Raw genomic sequence first — 15,453 nt, forward strand, 5'->3', positions numbered from 1 at the left:
TGCATCCAATCTTTCGTGCAAGGATCGATGGAGGACACATGCCCGCGCTGACGGCAACATCAACAGCGACGGACGAGCTTCGGCTCGTGGCCCGCGCGCTCGCCCGCGACAGCGATGCCTTTCGCAAGATCATGAAGCTGAACAACCAGCGGCTCTACCGACTGGCGCGCGGCATGGTGCGCAACGACGGCGAGGCCGAGGACATCGTGCAGGAGGCCTATGTCAGGGCCTTTACCAATCTCGGCACCTATCGCGGCGATGCTTCGCTTTCCACCTGGCTGTCGCGCATCGTCATCAACGAGGCGCTCGGGCGGCTTCGCAAAGGACGGCGAACCGTGGCCATGCCTGAAAACCCGGAAGCGCAGATCATCCGGTTTCCTCTCAACCCAAGCGACGATCCGGAGCGGACGATGGCGCAGCGGCAGATCCTCGGGCTTGTCGAGCGGGCGACCGACAGCCTGCCCGACGCCTATCGCGCGGTTTTCGTAGCCCGCGTCATCGAGGGGCTGAGCATCGAGGAGACCGCCGACCTGCTCGGCGTGCGGCCAGAGACCGTCAAGACGAGACTGCACCGCGCCCGCGCTTTGCTGCGTAAGGCGCTGGACGACGAGATCGGGCCGGTGCTGCTCGACGCCTTCCCCTTCGCCGGCCGGCGCTGCGAACGGCTGACGCAGGCCGTGATGAAGCGGCTCGGATTCGAGGGGTGATCTTCAAAGCCAGATCTTTCGCCGATTTGTCGGGAACGTTTCCGCGCCATCCTCATCCAATGAATGTCAACCCAGATGAAGCCCGCTGCCCAGGCTGTCGGGCGGAAGGAGATGCCATGCTTATCAGACACACCGCAGCGCTTGCCGCCCTCTTGCTGCTTGGCGCTGCCCCATTCGCGCAAGCTGCCGACAAGCCGACCGACCCGCAGATCGCCCACATCGCCTACACAGCCGACATGATCGACATCGAGGCGGCCAAGCAGGCAATCAAGAAATCCAAGAACAAGGAAGTCGTCGATTTCGCCAAGGACATGGAGCGCGACCACGAAGCGGTGAACAAGCAGGCGCTCGACCTGCTCAAGAAGCTCAAGGTGAAGCCGGAAGACAATGCCACCAGCCAGGCGCTGACCAAGGCGGCGAAAGAGGAACATGCCAAGCTCGCCAAGCTGAAAGGGGCTGCCTTCGACAAGGCCTATATCGAAAACGAGGTGGCCTACCACAAGCAGGTCAATGGAGCGCTCGAAACCCTGCTCATTCCGTCGGCCAGCAATGCCGAGCTGAAGAGCCTGCTCGAAACCGGCCTCAAGATCTTCCAGGGGCATGAGCAGCATGCCGAACATGTCGCCGGCATGTTGAAATGAAAGCGGCCGTGCTGATCCGACCGCTCCTTGCCTGGCTGGCGCTGGTGCTTGCCGCCGGCCCGGCGCCGGCAGCGACGATCGAGGTGACGATCGACAAGCTCGTCTTCTCGCCCGCAAGCGTCGAGGCCAGGGTCGGCGACACGATCGAGTGGGTGAACAAGGACGCATTCGCCCACACGGCCACGGTGAAGGGCGGCTGGGAGGTGATGATCCCGCCGAAGGCGAAGGGAAAACTGACCCTCAAGACGGCGGGAGCGGTTGATTATTTCTGCCGCTTCCATCCCAACATGAAAGGCCGATTGGTAGTGGCGCCCTGAAAATCTGGGCCGGTGGCGGGACTTGGCCGCAAATACCAAGCCCCGTCACTCCGGAGCACCCGTCACTCCGGAGCAATTCAGCACGGAACAGTCGCGCCAGGGATCAGAGCGCCAGCCATGCCGTGCCAGCCGCCAGCGTCAGCAGCGTCAATGGCAGGCCGACTTTGAAGAAAGCGCCGAACGACAGCGACGTGCCGGCGGCGCGCGCCTGCTCGGCAACGATCAGATTGGCGACGGAACCCAGGAGCGTGAAATTGCCGGCCAGCGTCGAGCTCATGGCGACGACCAGCCAGGCGCGCTCGGGGTTTTCCAGGCCGGGGATGAAGGGCCGCAGCGCCAGCACGGCCGGCACGTTGCTCATTATGTTGGAGAGCAAGGCGGTGAAGCCCGACAGGCGCCAGACGTCGTCCAGCCCGAGGTTCTTGGCCGATGCGACGATGTCCGGTGTCAGCAGCGTTCTTTCGGCGCCGGCAACCACGATGAACAGGCCGGCGAACATGAACAGCAATGGCCCGTCGATTTCGCGATAGATGCGCTCTGGTTTGATGGCGCGGGTGAGCAGGAGGATGGCGCCGCCGATGAGCGCCGCCTTGGCGACAGGCACACCGGCGAAGAAGGTAACGGCCAGTCCGATGCAAACCACCACCGCTTTCAGCACCTGGCGGCGATGCATGCGGCCGCGCGAGACCTGCGGCGTCAATTCGCCGTTGCGCGCGAATTCGGTGCGGTAGACGATGCGAACAATGGCGATGACCGCGACGAGACCGAACAGGGCAACCGGAGCCAGAGCCGCTGAAAAGGCCGGATAGGAGATGCCCGACAGCGCACCGATGACCATGTTTTGCGGATTGCCGGTGATGGTGGCGACACTGCCGCAATTTGACGCGGTGGCGGTCGCGATGAGGTAAGGAACCGGATTGCGTTTGATGGCGCGGGTGACGTGAACGACGATCGGCGCCATGACAAGACAGATGGCGTCATTGACCAGGAAGGCCGACAGCAGGCCGGTCAGCAGGGTCACCATAACCAAAAGCATGAACGGCGCATGCGCATGCTCGATCGCGATGGCACCGAGGCCGCGAAAGGCGCCCGAGACCTTCAGATGCGCCACTACGATCATCATGCCGAGCAAAAGCGTGATGGTGTCGAAATTGATGGCGCGGTAGGCATCCTCCAGGCTGATCGCCCCGATGGCTATCATCGCGGCCCCGCCGAGCAGTGCGATCCCCGCCCGATCGAGGCGCAGGCCTGGTATGCGGCCGACGGCGACGCCGGCATAGGTCAGGACCAGGATCAGCAGTGCCGCCGCGCCCATCAATGTCATGCGAAGAAGGCCCTGCCCGATGCATTCAGCCCCGGCCGGAGCTGTGGCCACCACCTTTAGCGGGCGGCGCGCAAAGCGAAAATACCTTCTGCGTGATGGCTGCAGAAATCCCCAGCGACGCGCCCCCGGCGCCGGTGGCTGGCCGGATCCGCCTCAATGAACCGTGATTGTCGCGGCTGGCGGCGTTTGCTGGGAAACCATCGGATCGAAACTGACCTGGTCGCGTCCATTTGACTTGGCGGCATAGAGCCGCCTGTCGGCTGCCGAGAATATCTCCTCATAGGTGGTCGGCCCGTTAAAGGCGGTACCGCCAATGCTCACGGAAAGCGGACAGGACCGGCCGCCCGGCGAAAATTCCACCTCGCGAATTCGCCGGCGGATGCTTTCGGCAACCAGCCAGGATTGCGAGGGATCGACGCCGGGAAGAAACACGCCGAATTCCTCGCCGCCGATGCGGCCGACGATGTCGGTGCCGCGGAGCTGATCCTTGATCGTCTGCGCGATCAGTTTGAGCGCCTGGTCGCCGCAGTCATGCCCAAGCCGGTCATTGATCGATTTGAAGTGATCGGCGTCGATGATCAGCAGCGCACCGGAATTGGCCGACGCCTGTTTGCGGACCTGTTCGAGATAGGCTTCGACCAGCATGGAGAAAGCGCCGCGGTTGAGCACCGCCGTCAGGCTGTCGGTGGCGGCAACGACGGTGAGATCGCGCTGGGCAATGGCCAACTGGCGTATCTTCCACATCAGGAAGAAGAGAAACGATCCACCCAGCACCAGGGGCAACAGAATGTCGGTCAGCTGAGCCCGCCACACAGCTTCGGGCGAAAGATACGGGAAATTGAACGAATCGACGAAAAACGCCACGCCAATGAAGAACGCCGTGCCGGCGGCGGTGACGGCGATCACCCTGCCCCAACTCGTCGGCGACAGGTCGAGCTTCATCTCTTCAACTCCGTTAGCCGCGTCTACTATGACGCGCCAACGCAAACAAAACGATAAGACTTTCCCTCCAATTCGACGGCAGAGGTTGCAGGGTTACGGCCGCCGGACCGGCGGCCGCCTCCGGCCTGCGTCTCGAAGATTTGTCCGGATGATCGATCCGGACCTACGACAGGAGGATCCTGCCGTCAGCCGTTGGGCGCCGATTCGCCCAGCGTCTCTGCAACAAAGGATGCCGCGATCAGATCGTCGGCATCCAGGCCTAGAGAGCCTTCGCCCGCTCCCATGATGGCGGCAACCTTATGGAAGGTCTTCAGCTCATGGTCGGAAATCCGGGCGGTTTGCATCTTGGCTTTGAGCTCGGCGATACGTCGCCCCAAGGCGGGCGACGTTCCAATTTCACGTTTCGACATGACGCGGTTTTCTCCTTCCCCAACCCATGCTTGTTTTGCCCGCCATTCGCAGCCCGAATGCTTACTTTTATGAGGGACCGCGAATACAAGGCCCCGAACGCGTGATCCTTGCGAAGGTTCCCGCGCGACAAGGTCACGAAATAATACGGAAAGGGCGCCACGGCGGCGGCGTGCCGCCGTCGCGCCGGCAAGCGCATTCGGGAAGACAAAAAGGGATGAAAAGTTCCGACCGGATTCCTGCCCGCGTTGAAATTCCTCACGTCCGGAGCAGCTAAGCCCTTGAAATTATTGGCGATCCCGACAGGATTCGAACCTGTGACCATCGGCTTAGAAGGCCGGTGCTCTATCCAGCTGAGCTACGGGACCGCTGGCCGGCTCGGAGCCGGTAAGATGTCTGCGCTGGCGCCCGCCCGGGCTTTGCCGGTCAATGCGTCCAGGGCGTCCTGCGGTCATAGCGGAAATTTTCCGCATAGGAAATCTGGCGGCGCTTGGGCTCTTTCGGCTCCTCGACGCGGTAGGCGAGCCCTTCCTTCTCGGCATAGGCCACGGCCTCTTCACGCGTGTCGAAGGTCAGCTTGATCTGGCTCCTCATGTCGCCGGAAGTGGTGTAGCCCATCAGCGGGTCGATTTTCTTGCGCATCTCGGGATCGAATTCCAGCACCCAATGGCCGGTCTTGGCCGTGCCGGACTGCATCGCGGTTTTGGCTGGACTGAAAATGCGCGCGGACATGACCACCTCATTGCTGTGCAAGGCAGCATGGCCGCCTCTTCGCCCGTCATTACTGCGCAATGCCGACGGCGGCAAGGTTTTTGCACTTGCAGGTTTTTGCACTTGCCATGCAACACTGAAATGAATAGGCAACAGACCGTTCGGAGTGTAGCGCAGCCTGGTAGCGCATCTGGTTTGGGACCAGAGGGTCGGGAGTTCGAATCTCTCCACTCCGACCACCTTTCACAGAACAGGCAATCGAGGGCCGTTGGCGCCTGCGAATGGCAATGTGTCGGGTGCAGAATGGGGCTGTCGGCAATCTCCGCGCGCGCCCAGTGGTCTTTGCTGCTGCATGTCACGGTCCCAACAAAAAGCCGCGGACGGCAAAGTTGCCTGCTCCACCGCATCGACTATTGTGAGCCGGAACACGACACGGTGCGGGGCAACAGATGCCCATCGGACATCGACGGTCTCCGCTAAAGCCTCACGGAGGAACCATGAGCGACAGTTGGACACCCACCCGTCTCGGCGCAGGGCGGCATTCGGCATGACGACGGAAACCGCCACGGGCGGCACGGAGACAAAATTCAGACAGCCGCCAGCCGGAACCGGGATCGCGGTCGATCTCGATGGAGTGACCATAGATTTCGCATTGGCGGCCGGGCGTAGCTTCCAGGCGGTCGCCCGCGCCGATCTGAAAGTCGGCGACCAGGAATTCGTGGCGATCATTGGGCCGACGGGCTGCGGCAAGTCAACGCTGCTGAATGCCGGCGCAGGGCTTCTCGAGCCTTCGGCAGGCAGCGTCCGTGTGTTCGGCGCCCCGCTTCGCGGTCTCAACAGACAGGCTGGCTACCTCTTCCAGCAGGATGCATTGATGCCCTGGAAGACCGCTCTGGACAATGTGGCCATCGGGCTGGAAGTGGCAGGCGTGCCCTCTTCCGAAGCAAAGGAACGCGCGCGAGCATGGCTCGGACGCGTCGGCCTGGCTGCTTTCTGCGAGCGCTACCCTCACATGCTTTCAGGCGGCCAGAAAAAGCGCGTTGCTCTTGCGCAGGTGCTGATCCGCGACCCCAAGATCATCCTCATGGACGAACCCTTCGGACCGCTCGACGCACAGACGCGGCTGATCATGGGCGGCCTTTTGCTCAAGCTGTGGTCGGACGACCGCAAGGCGGTGATGTTCGTCACCCACGACCTCGAAGAAGCGATCGCGCTGGCTGATCGCGTGGTGGTGATGTCAGCCGGTCCCTCGGCACGCATCATCGGCGACTTTCCAATCCCGCTGGCGCGTCCACGCGATATTTCGGAAATCAGGCTGGAACCGCGCTTCCAGGAATTGCATCGCGACATCTGGCACATGCTGAAGAAGGAAGTGCTCAAGGCTTACGGCGAGATTGAAGAAGGAGCGATCCGATGAAAAGGACGACGCTGCTTTTCGCACAGCTAACCGTGGCCGTCATCGTCATCGCGCTCTGGCAGGCAGCGTCGACGACGCACCTGATCGGCGATCCGAACAATATTTCCTTCTTCTTCTCGACCCCATTGGCGGTGGCAGGCCAGATATGGAGGTGGTTTGCCACCGGGACGATCTGGCATCATCTGTGGATCACGCTGTGGGAGTCCATGCTGGCCTTCGCCATCGGCTCGCTGGCAGCGATCGCGATCGGCTTCTGGTTTGCCCGCAAGCCGAGACTTGCGGCCGTCTTCGATCCCTATGTAAAGGCGGCCAATGCGCTTCCCCGCGTCGTGCTGGCGCCGATCTTCACGCTTTGGTTTGGCCTCGGCATCTGGTCCAAGGTTGCCTTGGGCGTGACGCTGGTTTTCTTCATCGTCTTCTTCAATGTCTACCAGGGCGTGAGGGAGGTGAACACGACGGTGCTGGCCAATGCCCGAATGCTCGGCATGAACGAACGGCAATTGCTGCGCCACGTCTATATGCCATCGGCATTGTCCTGGGTGTTTTCATCGCTCCATATCTCCGTCGGATTTGCCGTGGTCGGCGCCGTGGTCGGCGAATATCTCGGTGCGGCCGGCGGACTAGGCTATCTGATACAGCAGGCCGAGGGCGTGTTCGACGTGGCGGGCGTCTTTGCCGGAATGTTCGTCCTCGCCGCTTTTGTGCTCTTGATCGACTGGATCGTCACGCTGATCGAAAAAAGGCTGCTTGTCTGGCGGCCTGAATTCTCGAAACCAGGCCGATAGGGCCCAATCCAGCTCAAGGAGGAGATCATGAGGATCATTTCGAAACTGGCGGCCGCCGCCGTCGTATTGCTCGCGGTGGCCACAGACGCGGGGGCCGCCGAAAAGGTCACCATTTCGATCGGCGGAGCGTCATGCCTCTGCTATATGCCGACCGTGCTCGCCAAACAGATCGGCGCTTACGAAAAAGCCGGCATCGATGCAGACCTCGTCGATTTCAAGGGTGGTTCTCAATCGCTGACCGCAGTATTGGGTGGCAGCGCGGATGTGGTGTCCGGCTATTTCGATCACACGGTGAAATTGGCCGCCAAGAACCAGCGCCTGCAATCCTTCGTCGTTTACGACCAGTTCCCGGGACTGGTGCTGGCGGTGGCGCCGGACCAGACCGGCAAGATCAAGTCAGTGAAGGACCTTGCTGGCAAAAAGGTCGGCGTGACCGCTCCCGGTTCCTCGACCGACTTCTTCCTGAAGTTCCTTCTGCAGAAGAACGGCATCGACCCGACATCCGCCGCCGTGATCGGCGTTGGGCTGGGCGCTACCGCCGTCGCCGCCATGGAGCAAGGGCAGATCGACGCCGTGGTGACGCTCGATCCGGCCGTCACCGTGCTTCAGGCCAGGCATAAGGACCTGACCATCCTGGCGGACACGCGCACCCAGAAGGATACCGAGGCGGTATTCGGAGGCGACTATCCCGGCGGAGCGCTTTACACCCGGCCGGAATGGATGGCCGCGCATCCCCAAGCAACGCAGGGATTGACCAATGCCATGCTTGCCACGCTGGATTACATTCACTCCCACAGCGCCGAAGAGATCATGGCCCAGATCCCCGACAATCTGATCGGCAGCGACAAGGACGCCTATCTGGCCGCGTTGAAAAATGCGATCCCCATGTATTCGACCACCGGGCTCATGGATCCAAAAGGCGCGCAGGCCGTGCTCGACGTTTTCTCTCTCGGTTCGCCCGATGTGGCCAACGCCAAGATCGATATCACGCAGACGTACACGAACGACTATGTGAACAAGGCGAAGAAGGCCAACTGACGAGATCAACGTCAAGCAGCGGGCATATGGCTCGTTCGCCTCAGCCACGGAGTTCACCGAGCGCCGGCATTTCAGCGACTCGGTGGCCCCGTCGCCATTTTGGGTATCCGTCAATTGACGAATACCCGTTCTTCTCTCACCTAGCTTGGCATTGCGCGGGCCAGCCGAACGCGCAGCAAGAGTGAGGGTGACTGAAGTCACATGAAGGTAAGCTCGCCGGGCGAGAACCCCAACCGCCCCACTCCCGGCGAGCCTACAACCTGATTTGGAACGCAATCAGGACCGGGGTCAGCCGGCAAGCTTGTATCGCAAGATCGGTGCCAGCTTCTGTTTCCCGAAATGGGACGGCTAAAGGGACATGGAACCACCGTTTGCTGGCCGGCCGACCATCGCGCCCTAAACCTCGAACTCGCCCTGCCCCTCGTCCATGGCGCTGACGGTTTCAGCCGCCAGCGCCCGGGTGATCGACGTCTTGCGTTCGAGCGCGGCGCGGTCCAGCCGCTCCACCACGCGCATGGCCGTCGCCAGGGAGCGCTCGATGCGGCGCACCAGATATTGCACGACATGCGGCTCGACCTCGACCTGGCGGTCGGCGAACAGCTTGGTGATGACACCTGCCAGCAGGAGATCGTCGGGTTCGTGGATCTCGACGGTTGCCGCCGCCTTCAGCCGCGACGCCAGATCCGGCAGCGTGACGCCCCAGGCCGAGGGAAAGCGGCGCGCCGTCAAAAGCAAATGCGAGCCGCTGCCGCGCACCGCATTGATCAGATGAAACAGCCCTTGCTGGTCGACTGTGCCGGTATCGACGTCGTCGATCAGCGCCGGCCGGGCACCGAGATTTACAATGCTGTCGCCGATGCGGTGCGCGTCGACCTGAACGGCATCCGCCCGTGCCCGCCAGATCGAGGCCAGATGGGTCTTGCCGGAACCGGCCGGACCGGCCAGCACGACCACCGGCGAGGGCCAGTCCGGCCAGCGGTCGACCAGCGCCACTGCCTGGTTGTTGGTGCCGGAGACGACGAGTTCGTCTCGCGAATAGCCGGTGCCATGGCCGAGATCGAGCGGCAGCTGGCGCGGCGGGTCGGCCCTCTGGTCGCTCATGCCAGGCTCAGCCGCGCGACCCGACCAGGCCGGATCATGGATTGATGCCTTTGCGACGATCGGCCGGCAATGGCGGCACGGCCTTGCCGTGACCCTTGTAGAGCGGCGATTCCAGATAACGCGCAATGGCAAAGCGCACCAGGACCGCGACCGCGGCCGATGCAGGCACCGCAATCAGCAGGCCGACGAAGCCAAACAGCGCGCCGAAGGCAAACAGCGCGAACATCAGCCACACCGGATGCAAGCCGACGCTTTTGCCGACCAGCCGCGGCTGCAAGATATTGCCCTCGATGAACTGGCCGATGAAGAACACCACCGCGACCGCTACGACCATGGTCCAGTCCGGCCAGAACTGGACGAAGGCAACGCCGACGGCCAGCACCAGTCCGGTCAGCGAGCCGACATAGGGGATGAAGGAGATCAGCCCGGCGAACAGGCCGATGAGGATGCCGAAATTGAGACCGGTTAGCGTCAGGCCAGTGGCATACATGGCGCCCAGCACCAGGCACAGCGTGCCCTGCCCGCGCACGAAGCCGGCCGTTGCCGTGTTGATGTCCCTGGCGATGGCGCGCACCGTGGCGACATTGTCCCGCGGCACCCAGCTGTCGATCACCGCCACCATGCGGTCCCAGTCGAGCAGCATGTAGAAGGCGACCACCGGCGTCACCACGAACAGGCTGATCACCGAGACCAGCGCCACGCCCGAACTCCATATCGAGGTGAACACGGTCGTCAGCAGACCGAAGCCGGATGTCAGCAGTGAGTTCAATCCGTCGCGCAGGCCATTGGCGTTGACGCCGAATTTCTGTTCCAGCCATTTCGGATCGAACGAGGTGATCAGGCTCTGCAGCCGCGTCAGGTACTCAGGCAACTTGCCGGCAAAATCGGCCATCTGCGTCGCCAGCACCGGGATGAGGATGACAAAGGCCAGCACCAGCACGACAAGGAAGGTGATGAGGATGACCACCGTTGCCATGAAACGGCTGAGGCCGAGCCGCTGCAGCCGGTCGGCCACGGGATCGAGGAAATAGGCGAGCACCATGCCGGCCACGAAGGGCAAGAGGATGGCGCTGAAAACATAGAGGAAAAGCGCGAGCGCGGCTACGCCGGCAAGCCAGAAGAAGATCTGCCGGCGGAATCCGGCGGATGGATCATCACCGGCGGCCGCCGGCGCGCTCGCCGCAGCTTCTTTGTCAGGTGCCCGGGGTGGAGCCTTCGCCATAGCCGCTCATATGCCTCAGCCAAGCCACGAGATAGGCTGCGGCCGAAGCCACGGTCAAGACCCCGGACAGCATTATGAGGGCGGGACGAAGTGGATCGAGATGGATCGAAAAAGCAAGCTCACCCAGCACCAGCGCCGCCAGTACAATCTGGATGGCGGTGTTGACCTTGGAGACGAGGAGCGGCTTCATCTCGACGGGGTGGGCCATCACGGTGGACAACAGCACCGCGCAAATGATCAGCGCGTCGCGCGACACCATGGTGACGACCAGCCACAGCGGCAATTGCCCGATGAAGCCCAGCACGACGAACACGGAAACCAGAAGCAGCTTGTCGGCTACCGGATCGAGATAGGCGCCGAGCTTGGAATGCTGGTTGAACCGGCGGGCGATGAAGCCGTCGACGCCGTCCGAGATGCCGGCAACGAGGAACCCGGCAAAGGCCCAATCCCAGCGCGCCTGGAGCATGGCCAGCACCACGGCAGGCACCAGGACAAGGCGCATGATTGTGATCAGGTTGGGGATGGTCAAGCGCATGTCCCGTCGCTTCTGTCTGAACGATAGATGATGGAGATGGGGGATGGGCGCAAGAGAGAAGCTGCCGAGCTTCCCCTGGTGGGGAGCGGCAGTTTCAGCGCCGTTTTCCTTGCGGACCGAAACCGTTCATGCGAAGAGCCGCAAAGGAAACAGCGACAAGCCAGATATGAAGCGCGATACAGTCAAGCGTAAGAACGGGCTCACCTATGCCGAGGCTGGCGTCGACATCGATGCCGGCAATCTCATGGTCGAGAAGATCAAACCGCTGGTCAAGGCGACGCGCCGGCCGGGCGCCGATGGCGAGATCGGCGGTTTCGGCGGCTTGTTCGACCTCAAGGCCGCCGGCTTTACCGACCCGGTGCTGGTCGCTGCAAATGACGGCGTCGGCACCAAGCTGAAGATCGCCATCGACGCCGGCAAGCACGACACGATCGGCATCGACCTCGTCGCCATGTGCGTCAACGACATCGTCGTGCAGGGTGCCGAACCACTGTTCTTCCTCGACTATTTCGCCACCGGCAAGCTCGATCCGGACCAGGGTGCGGCGATCGTCGGCGGCATCGCCGCGGGCTGCCGGCAGGCCGGCTGCGCGCTGATCGGCGGCGAGACGGCGGAAATGCCGGGCATGTATCACGGCAAGGACTATGACCTTGCCGGTTTTGCCGTGGGCGCGGCCGAGCGCGGCCAGCTTCTGCCCACCGACGACATCGTCGAGGGCGACGTGCTGCTGGGGCTGGGTTCGTCGGGCCTGCATTCGAACGGCTTTTCGCTGGTGCGCCGCATCGTTGCGACCAGCGGCCTGGCATGGACCGATCCGGCTCCCTTCAATGACGAGGCCACATTGGCCGAGGCGCTGCTCGAGCCGACCCGGATCTATGTGAAATCGATCCTGAAGGCGATCCGCAACACGCACGGCATCAAGGCGCTGGCCCATATCACCGGCGGCGGCTTCCCCGAAAACATTCCGCGCGTTCTGCCGAAGGAGTTCTCGGCCGAGCTCGATCTCGACGCCATCGACGTGCCGCCTGTGTTCTCATGGCTGGCCAAAACCGGCGGTGTGGCGCCCGAAGAGATGATGCGCACCTTCAACTGCGGCATCGGCATGATCCTGGCGGTGGCGTCCGGCCAGGCGGCGCAGGTCGCTGCCGTCTTGCAGGAAGCCGGCGAGACGGTGACGCCGATCGGCCGGATCGTGCCGCGCCGCGACGCCGGCGTCATCTATCGGGGTTCGATCGGTCTATGAGTGCGCAGAAGAAACGCACTGTCGTTCTGATCTCGGGGCGCGGTTCCAACATGACGGCGCTGATCGCCGCCGCCAGCGACCCGGCTTTCCCCGCCGAAATCGTCGGCGTTATCTCCGACAAGGCGGATGCCGCCGGCCTCGGCATGGCGAGGGCGCGCGGCATCGCCACCCAGGTGATTTCCCGGGCCGACCATGCCAGCAAGCAGGCGCATGACGCCGCGATCGAGGCCGCGCTCACGGCCTTCAACGCCGAGATCGTGGCGCTGGCCGGCTACATGCGCATTTTGACGACCGGCCTCGTCCAGAAATGGCAAGGCCGCATGATCAACATCCACCCCGCGCTGTTGCCGGCCTTCAAGGGGCTCGACACACATGCGCGCGCGCTGGCGGCGGGCATGCGCATTCATGGCTGCACGGTGCATTTCGTCACGTCCGAGATGGATGACGGCCCGATCATCGCACAGGCGGCGGTGCCGGTAATGGTCGGCGACAATGCCGACATGCTGGCCGCACGGGTGCTCAAGGTCGAACACCAGCTCTATCCGCTGGCGCTGGGGCTGGTCGCCGAGGGCAAGGCCCGGATGGAAAATGGCCGCACCGTGTTTGCCCGCTTCGCCGACGATGCCGACAATGCAACCTCGATGATCATTGCACCGAGCCCGCTGCGCGAGGAAATCGATTTCGAGCAATTGGCGCGGATCACGCCGTAGGCATTTTTGCAGTCATAATTTGATTGCAAACTTTGGCGCACCCGCTTATCTCATGCTTGCATGAACAGCAAGCATAGGCGCGTGCTCAAAGCGATATTCACCGATCCAGTTTCGGGCAGTATCGAATGGATTGCCGTCGAAGCCTTGCTGGTCGCCGTTGGTTGCCAGGTGATCGAAGGAAGCGGCTCACGCGTGGGTTTTGTCCTTAAGAGCGAAGTCGAGACGTTCCACCGGCCGCACCCTTCAAAGGAAGCAAAGCGATATCAAGTACGGGATGCTCGCCAATTCTTGTTGAGGATCGGAGTGAAGCCATGAATGCGATGACCTACAAGGGCTATTCGGCCCGTGTTGACTATGATGACGATGACGAGATTTTCTTCGGCCGTATTGCCGGTATTCGAGACGGCGTATCCTTCCATTCAGAAACTGTCGCGGGGCTAAAAGCCGCCTTCCATGAAGCCGTGGACGACTATGTCGAAACTTGCGCGAAAATCGGTAAGTCGCCGCAAAGACCTTATTCCGGCAATCTCATGTTGCGCGTTGACCCCTCGGTTCATTCAAAAGTTGCAATGGCAGCGGAACTCGCAGGCAAGAGCCTGAACCAGTGGGGAGAAGAAGTCTTGCGCGAGGCCGCCGAAAAGCAAATTGCCTGAACCAGCAGCTGTCCTGCCTCCATCTGCATCCGCCATTCGACCGGGAGTATCGTGAAACAGTTGTTTGTGCTGCGCCACGCCAAGTCGAGTTGGGACGATCCCAACCTCCCCGATTTCGACCGGCCGCTCGCCGAACGCGGATTGAAGGCGGCCCAATTGATAGGGCGCGAACTCGCGACGCGCGGGTGGCTGCCGGACCAGGCGCTGGTATCGCCGGCGCTGCGCACCCGTGAGACCTGGCGGCTGGTGGACGCGGAGTTGCCAGCGCATCCACGAGTCGCGTTCTCCGAGGCGCTTTATGAAGCCTCAGCGACGGATATTCTGAGCCAGATTCGTCAAGCCGATCCGTCGAACGACAGCTTGCTGGTGGTCGGCCACAATCCCGGTCTGCAATATCTGGCGAAACAGCTTGCCGGGCCAGGGTCAGAGGCCAAGGCGCGCAGGAGGCTCGAAGGAAAATTCCCAACGGCAGCCTTTGCGCGCCTCGTTTTCCAGGGCGACTGGTCCAACCTGTCGTCCGCGCGGCTGACGCATTGCCTGCGTCCGAAGGATCTGCGCTAGAAATCCGGGGTTAAGCTGGCAGCCAAGGCCGCTGCGTGTCCGGGACGTTAATTGCCCCAGATGCCCTGGCCGGGTTCGGGCCAGTCGGTAGTGGGCTTCGTCTTGGCATCGCCTGTCTCGTGGCCGGCCATGCCCGTATCCTTGAGCGCGCCGGTGACAAGGTGGTCCACGCCCGCCATCGGGGCGACGGGCTGGTTGGCATTGTCGGAGCCATAATGGTCGCTGCCGGCAAAGGCGCTGCCGGTCGCAACGAGGATGGCGGCGGTGGCGAGGGCGATCTTGTTCATTTCAATCTCCTGGATTCATCCGTTAGGCGGCGTCTTGGGAGGACGGTTCCGCTAAGGACAAGACCCCAGGCACTCCTGTTTTATTCCTGGGCTCGGATTGTTTTCTGCCGAGCTTGGAGGATTGGTCATGCGCAAAAAACAAGAGCGGCGGGCCAGGCCCACCGCTCTTTGTGGTCGAAGACTTACAGAATCAACGGCCCCAGATGCCCTGGCCAGACTGAGCCGGCACGTTGGCATTCGCGTCGCCCTGCGCCTTTATGGACTTGGTGATCGAGCCGGTATGCGTGGTGTCGATGTTGGAGGTCGACTGGTTGGCAACCGGCTGGTTGACATTGTTGGAACCATAATTGTCGCTGCCGGCAAAGGCGCTGCCCGTGGCAATGAGAATGGCGGCGGCGGTAAGAGCGATCTTGGTCATTTCTTTACTCCTGAGTTCAAGGTGGTTGATGTCGGCAGTCGCGATTAGCGGCCGAAAAGGTTGCGGTCGGCGCCCTGCGAAGCCGGGGCCTGGACGGTTCCATTCGTCTTCGAGATCGAAGCGGTGACGGAATGGTCGACAGCGGCGGCGGGCTGATTGGCGTTGGCCGAACCATAATTGTCGCTGCCGGCGAAAGCGGTGCCCGTGGCAACGAGGATGGCAGCGGCGGTAAGAGCGATCTTGGTCATTTTGGTTACTCCAGTATGTTTGTTCTGTCCGTCTAGTGGCGTGCCCTTGGGAGGATTTCGCGTCGCTCGGACCACCCCGAGATGGGTCTGCGGTGTTGTCGTTTCCAGTCACGAAAATGTGCCAAAAAAGCTGTGGGACGGCCCTTGAAATTGAAACGACATCGCTGGCTGCACAATTTTATCTT

At 62.2% G+C, this 15,453-nt stretch carries 21 protein-coding genes and 2 tRNA genes; 12 read left to right on the forward strand and 11 right to left on the reverse strand.

Features of this window, described 5'->3' with window-relative positions; translation table 11 throughout:
* Nucleotides 1-38 precede the first annotated feature (38 nt).
* The 3 genes from FJ949_RS06645 (at nucleotide 39) to FJ949_RS06655 (ending at nucleotide 1,665) form a co-directional block, all read left to right on the forward strand.
* Entirely contained in the window at nucleotides 39-707 is a 669-nt protein-coding gene (locus FJ949_RS06645; RefSeq protein WP_140494326.1) for an RNA polymerase sigma factor, read from the forward strand.
* A gap of 116 nt (nucleotides 708-823) precedes the next feature.
* Nucleotides 824-1,348 (forward strand): DUF4142 domain-containing protein, encoded by a 525-nt coding sequence (locus FJ949_RS06650; protein ID WP_140494328.1) that lies wholly within the window; start codon nucleotides 824-826, stop codon nucleotides 1,346-1,348.
* Nucleotides 1,345-1,665 carry a cupredoxin family copper-binding protein gene (locus FJ949_RS06655; protein WP_140494330.1) on the forward strand — a complete coding sequence of 107 codons (321 nt, stop codon included), beginning with the start codon at nucleotides 1,345-1,347 and terminating at the stop codon, nucleotides 1,663-1,665. The genes FJ949_RS06650 and FJ949_RS06655 overlap by 4 nt, the downstream gene beginning before the upstream one ends.
* 103 nt (nucleotides 1,666-1,768) lie before the next feature.
* Here FJ949_RS06655 and FJ949_RS06660 read toward each other — a convergent pair whose 3' ends face one another.
* The 5 genes from FJ949_RS06660 to FJ949_RS06680 form a co-directional block, all read right to left on the reverse strand.
* Nucleotides 1,769-2,989, reverse strand: coding sequence for an anion transporter (locus FJ949_RS06660; RefSeq protein ID WP_140494332.1), 1,221 nt, complete (start codon nucleotides 2,987-2,989; stop codon nucleotides 1,769-1,771).
* A gap of 153 nt (nucleotides 2,990-3,142) precedes the next feature.
* Nucleotides 3,143-3,931, reverse strand: a complete 789-nt coding sequence (locus FJ949_RS06665; protein WP_140494334.1) for a GGDEF domain-containing protein — start codon at nucleotides 3,929-3,931, stop codon at nucleotides 3,143-3,145.
* A gap of 185 nt (nucleotides 3,932-4,116) precedes the next feature.
* Complete coding sequence (locus FJ949_RS06670; protein WP_140494336.1) at nucleotides 4,117-4,341, reverse strand: hypothetical protein; 225 nt, start codon at nucleotides 4,339-4,341, stop codon at nucleotides 4,117-4,119.
* Nucleotides 4,342-4,630: 289 nt separating this feature from the next.
* Nucleotides 4,631-4,707: transfer RNA gene (locus FJ949_RS06675), tRNA-Arg, on the reverse strand.
* Between the two features lie 58 nt (nucleotides 4,708-4,765).
* Nucleotides 4,766-5,071 carry an ETC complex I subunit gene (locus FJ949_RS06680; protein ID WP_140494338.1) on the reverse strand — a complete coding sequence of 102 codons (306 nt, stop codon included), beginning with the start codon at nucleotides 5,069-5,071 and terminating at the stop codon, nucleotides 4,766-4,768.
* Between the two features lie 141 nt (nucleotides 5,072-5,212).
* Here FJ949_RS06680 and FJ949_RS06685 point away from each other — a divergent pair.
* The 4 genes from FJ949_RS06685 (at nucleotide 5,213) to FJ949_RS06700 (ending at nucleotide 8,290) form a co-directional block, all read left to right on the forward strand.
* A tRNA-Pro gene (locus tag FJ949_RS06685) sits at nucleotides 5,213-5,289 on the forward strand.
* 308 nt (nucleotides 5,290-5,597) lie between these two features.
* A complete protein-coding gene (locus FJ949_RS06690; protein WP_140494340.1) occupies nucleotides 5,598-6,467 on the forward strand; it encodes an ABC transporter ATP-binding protein in 870 nt (289 codons plus the stop codon).
* Nucleotides 6,464-7,252: an ABC transporter permease gene (locus FJ949_RS06695; protein ID WP_140494342.1), complete on the forward strand. Its 789-nt coding sequence runs from the start codon at nucleotides 6,464-6,466 to the stop codon at nucleotides 7,250-7,252. Before FJ949_RS06690 ends, FJ949_RS06695 begins: the two co-directional genes overlap by 4 nt.
* A gap of 24 nt (nucleotides 7,253-7,276) precedes the next feature.
* Nucleotides 7,277-8,290 carry an ABC transporter substrate-binding protein gene (locus FJ949_RS06700; protein ID WP_224646410.1) on the forward strand — a complete coding sequence of 338 codons (1,014 nt, stop codon included), beginning with the start codon at nucleotides 7,277-7,279 and terminating at the stop codon, nucleotides 8,288-8,290.
* A 396-nt stretch (nucleotides 8,291-8,686) separates the two neighbouring features.
* Here the strand turns inward: FJ949_RS06700 and hdaA are convergent, their stop codons facing one another.
* From hdaA to FJ949_RS06715, 3 genes are read right to left on the reverse strand one after another with little or no spacing between them, the layout of a single operon-like run.
* The gene (gene hdaA, locus FJ949_RS06705) at nucleotides 8,687-9,391 is read right to left on the reverse strand and encodes a DnaA regulatory inactivator HdaA (RefSeq protein WP_140494345.1); all 705 of its coding nucleotides are present in this window, start codon (nucleotides 9,389-9,391) and stop codon (nucleotides 8,687-8,689) included.
* Between the two features lie 34 nt (nucleotides 9,392-9,425).
* Nucleotides 9,426-10,613 (reverse strand): AI-2E family transporter, encoded by a 1,188-nt coding sequence (locus FJ949_RS06710; protein WP_140494346.1) that lies wholly within the window; start codon nucleotides 10,611-10,613, stop codon nucleotides 9,426-9,428.
* The gene (locus FJ949_RS06715; protein WP_140495033.1) at nucleotides 10,585-11,142 is read right to left on the reverse strand and encodes a CDP-alcohol phosphatidyltransferase family protein; all 558 of its coding nucleotides are present in this window, start codon (nucleotides 11,140-11,142) and stop codon (nucleotides 10,585-10,587) included. Before FJ949_RS06715 ends, FJ949_RS06710 begins: the two co-directional genes overlap by 29 nt.
* Before the next feature lie 172 nt (nucleotides 11,143-11,314).
* Between FJ949_RS06715 and purM the strand changes: the two genes are divergently transcribed.
* The 5 genes from purM to FJ949_RS06740 all read left to right on the forward strand — a co-directional run bounded on the left by purM (nucleotide 11,315) and on the right by FJ949_RS06740 (nucleotide 14,315).
* Nucleotides 11,315-12,391, forward strand: a complete 1,077-nt coding sequence (purM, locus tag FJ949_RS06720) for a phosphoribosylformylglycinamidine cyclo-ligase (RefSeq protein WP_140494348.1) — start codon at nucleotides 11,315-11,317, stop codon at nucleotides 12,389-12,391.
* Nucleotides 12,388-13,101 (forward strand): phosphoribosylglycinamide formyltransferase, encoded by a 714-nt coding sequence (gene purN, locus FJ949_RS06725; protein WP_140494350.1) that lies wholly within the window; start codon nucleotides 12,388-12,390, stop codon nucleotides 13,099-13,101. The genes purM and purN overlap by 4 nt, the downstream gene beginning before the upstream one ends.
* 81 nt (nucleotides 13,102-13,182) lie before the next feature.
* Entirely contained in the window at nucleotides 13,183-13,416 is a 234-nt protein-coding gene (locus FJ949_RS06730) for a type II toxin-antitoxin system HicA family toxin (RefSeq protein WP_224646402.1), read from the forward strand.
* Nucleotides 13,413-13,754: a type II toxin-antitoxin system HicB family antitoxin gene (locus FJ949_RS06735; RefSeq protein WP_140494354.1), complete on the forward strand. Its 342-nt coding sequence runs from the start codon at nucleotides 13,413-13,415 to the stop codon at nucleotides 13,752-13,754. Before FJ949_RS06730 ends, FJ949_RS06735 begins: the two co-directional genes overlap by 4 nt.
* Nucleotides 13,755-13,805: 51 nt before the next feature.
* The gene (locus FJ949_RS06740; RefSeq protein WP_140494356.1) at nucleotides 13,806-14,315 is read left to right on the forward strand and encodes a histidine phosphatase family protein; all 510 of its coding nucleotides are present in this window, start codon (nucleotides 13,806-13,808) and stop codon (nucleotides 14,313-14,315) included.
* A 47-nt stretch (nucleotides 14,316-14,362) separates the two neighbouring features.
* Here FJ949_RS06740 and FJ949_RS06745 read toward each other — a convergent pair whose 3' ends face one another.
* The 3 genes from FJ949_RS06745 to FJ949_RS06755 form a co-directional block, all read right to left on the reverse strand.
* Nucleotides 14,363-14,602: a DUF680 domain-containing protein gene (locus tag FJ949_RS06745; RefSeq protein WP_140494357.1), complete on the reverse strand. Its 240-nt coding sequence runs from the start codon at nucleotides 14,600-14,602 to the stop codon at nucleotides 14,363-14,365.
* A gap of 190 nt (nucleotides 14,603-14,792) precedes the next feature.
* A complete protein-coding gene (locus tag FJ949_RS06750; RefSeq protein WP_140494359.1) occupies nucleotides 14,793-15,020 on the reverse strand; it encodes a DUF680 domain-containing protein in 228 nt (75 codons plus the stop codon).
* 44 nt (nucleotides 15,021-15,064) lie between these two features.
* Nucleotides 15,065-15,268: a DUF680 domain-containing protein gene (locus tag FJ949_RS06755; RefSeq protein ID WP_140494361.1), complete on the reverse strand. Its 204-nt coding sequence runs from the start codon at nucleotides 15,266-15,268 to the stop codon at nucleotides 15,065-15,067.
* Nucleotides 15,269-15,453 lie beyond the last annotated feature (185 nt).

The sequence above is a fragment of the Mesorhizobium sp. B2-4-1 genome (assembly GCF_006442185.1).
Taxonomy (GTDB): domain Bacteria; phylum Pseudomonadota; class Alphaproteobacteria; order Rhizobiales; family Rhizobiaceae; genus Mesorhizobium.

What these genes read in the sequence shown, in the direction of transcription:
- FJ949_RS06645 (WP_140494326.1), top strand. Translation starts at nt 39, where the DNA reads ATGCCCGCGCTGACGGCAACATCAACAGCGACGGACGAGCTTCGGCTC.
- FJ949_RS06650 (WP_140494328.1), top strand. Translation starts at nt 824, where the DNA reads ATGCTTATCAGACACACCGCAGCGCTTGCCGCCCTCTTGCTGCTTGGC.
- FJ949_RS06655 (WP_140494330.1), top strand. Translation starts at nt 1,345, where the DNA reads ATGAAAGCGGCCGTGCTGATCCGACCGCTCCTTGCCTGGCTGGCGCTG.
- FJ949_RS06660 (WP_140494332.1), bottom strand. Translation starts at nt 2,989, where the DNA reads ATGACATTGATGGGCGCGGCGGCACTGCTGATCCTGGTCCTGACCTAT.
- FJ949_RS06665 (WP_140494334.1), bottom strand. Translation starts at nt 3,931, where the DNA reads ATGAAGCTCGACCTGTCGCCGACGAGTTGGGGCAGGGTGATCGCCGTC.
- FJ949_RS06670 (WP_140494336.1), bottom strand. Translation starts at nt 4,341, where the DNA reads ATGTCGAAACGTGAAATTGGAACGTCGCCCGCCTTGGGGCGACGTATC.
- FJ949_RS06680 (WP_140494338.1), bottom strand. Translation starts at nt 5,071, where the DNA reads ATGTCCGCGCGCATTTTCAGTCCAGCCAAAACCGCGATGCAGTCCGGC.
- FJ949_RS06690 (WP_140494340.1), top strand. Translation starts at nt 5,598, where the DNA reads ATGACGACGGAAACCGCCACGGGCGGCACGGAGACAAAATTCAGACAG.
- FJ949_RS06695 (WP_140494342.1), top strand. Translation starts at nt 6,464, where the DNA reads ATGAAAAGGACGACGCTGCTTTTCGCACAGCTAACCGTGGCCGTCATC.
- hdaA (WP_140494345.1), bottom strand. Translation starts at nt 9,391, where the DNA reads ATGAGCGACCAGAGGGCCGACCCGCCGCGCCAGCTGCCGCTCGATCTC.
- FJ949_RS06710 (WP_140494346.1), bottom strand. Translation starts at nt 10,613, where the DNA reads ATGGCGAAGGCTCCACCCCGGGCACCTGACAAAGAAGCTGCGGCGAGC.
- purM (WP_140494348.1), top strand. Translation starts at nt 11,315, where the DNA reads ATGAAGCGCGATACAGTCAAGCGTAAGAACGGGCTCACCTATGCCGAG.
- purN (WP_140494350.1), top strand. Translation starts at nt 12,388, where the DNA reads ATGAGTGCGCAGAAGAAACGCACTGTCGTTCTGATCTCGGGGCGCGGT.
- FJ949_RS06735 (WP_140494354.1), top strand. Translation starts at nt 13,413, where the DNA reads ATGAATGCGATGACCTACAAGGGCTATTCGGCCCGTGTTGACTATGAT.
- FJ949_RS06745 (WP_140494357.1), bottom strand. Translation starts at nt 14,602, where the DNA reads ATGAACAAGATCGCCCTCGCCACCGCCGCCATCCTCGTTGCGACCGGC.
- FJ949_RS06750 (WP_140494359.1), bottom strand. Translation starts at nt 15,020, where the DNA reads ATGACCAAGATCGCTCTTACCGCCGCCGCCATTCTCATTGCCACGGGC.
- FJ949_RS06755 (WP_140494361.1), bottom strand. Translation starts at nt 15,268, where the DNA reads ATGACCAAGATCGCTCTTACCGCCGCTGCCATCCTCGTTGCCACGGGC.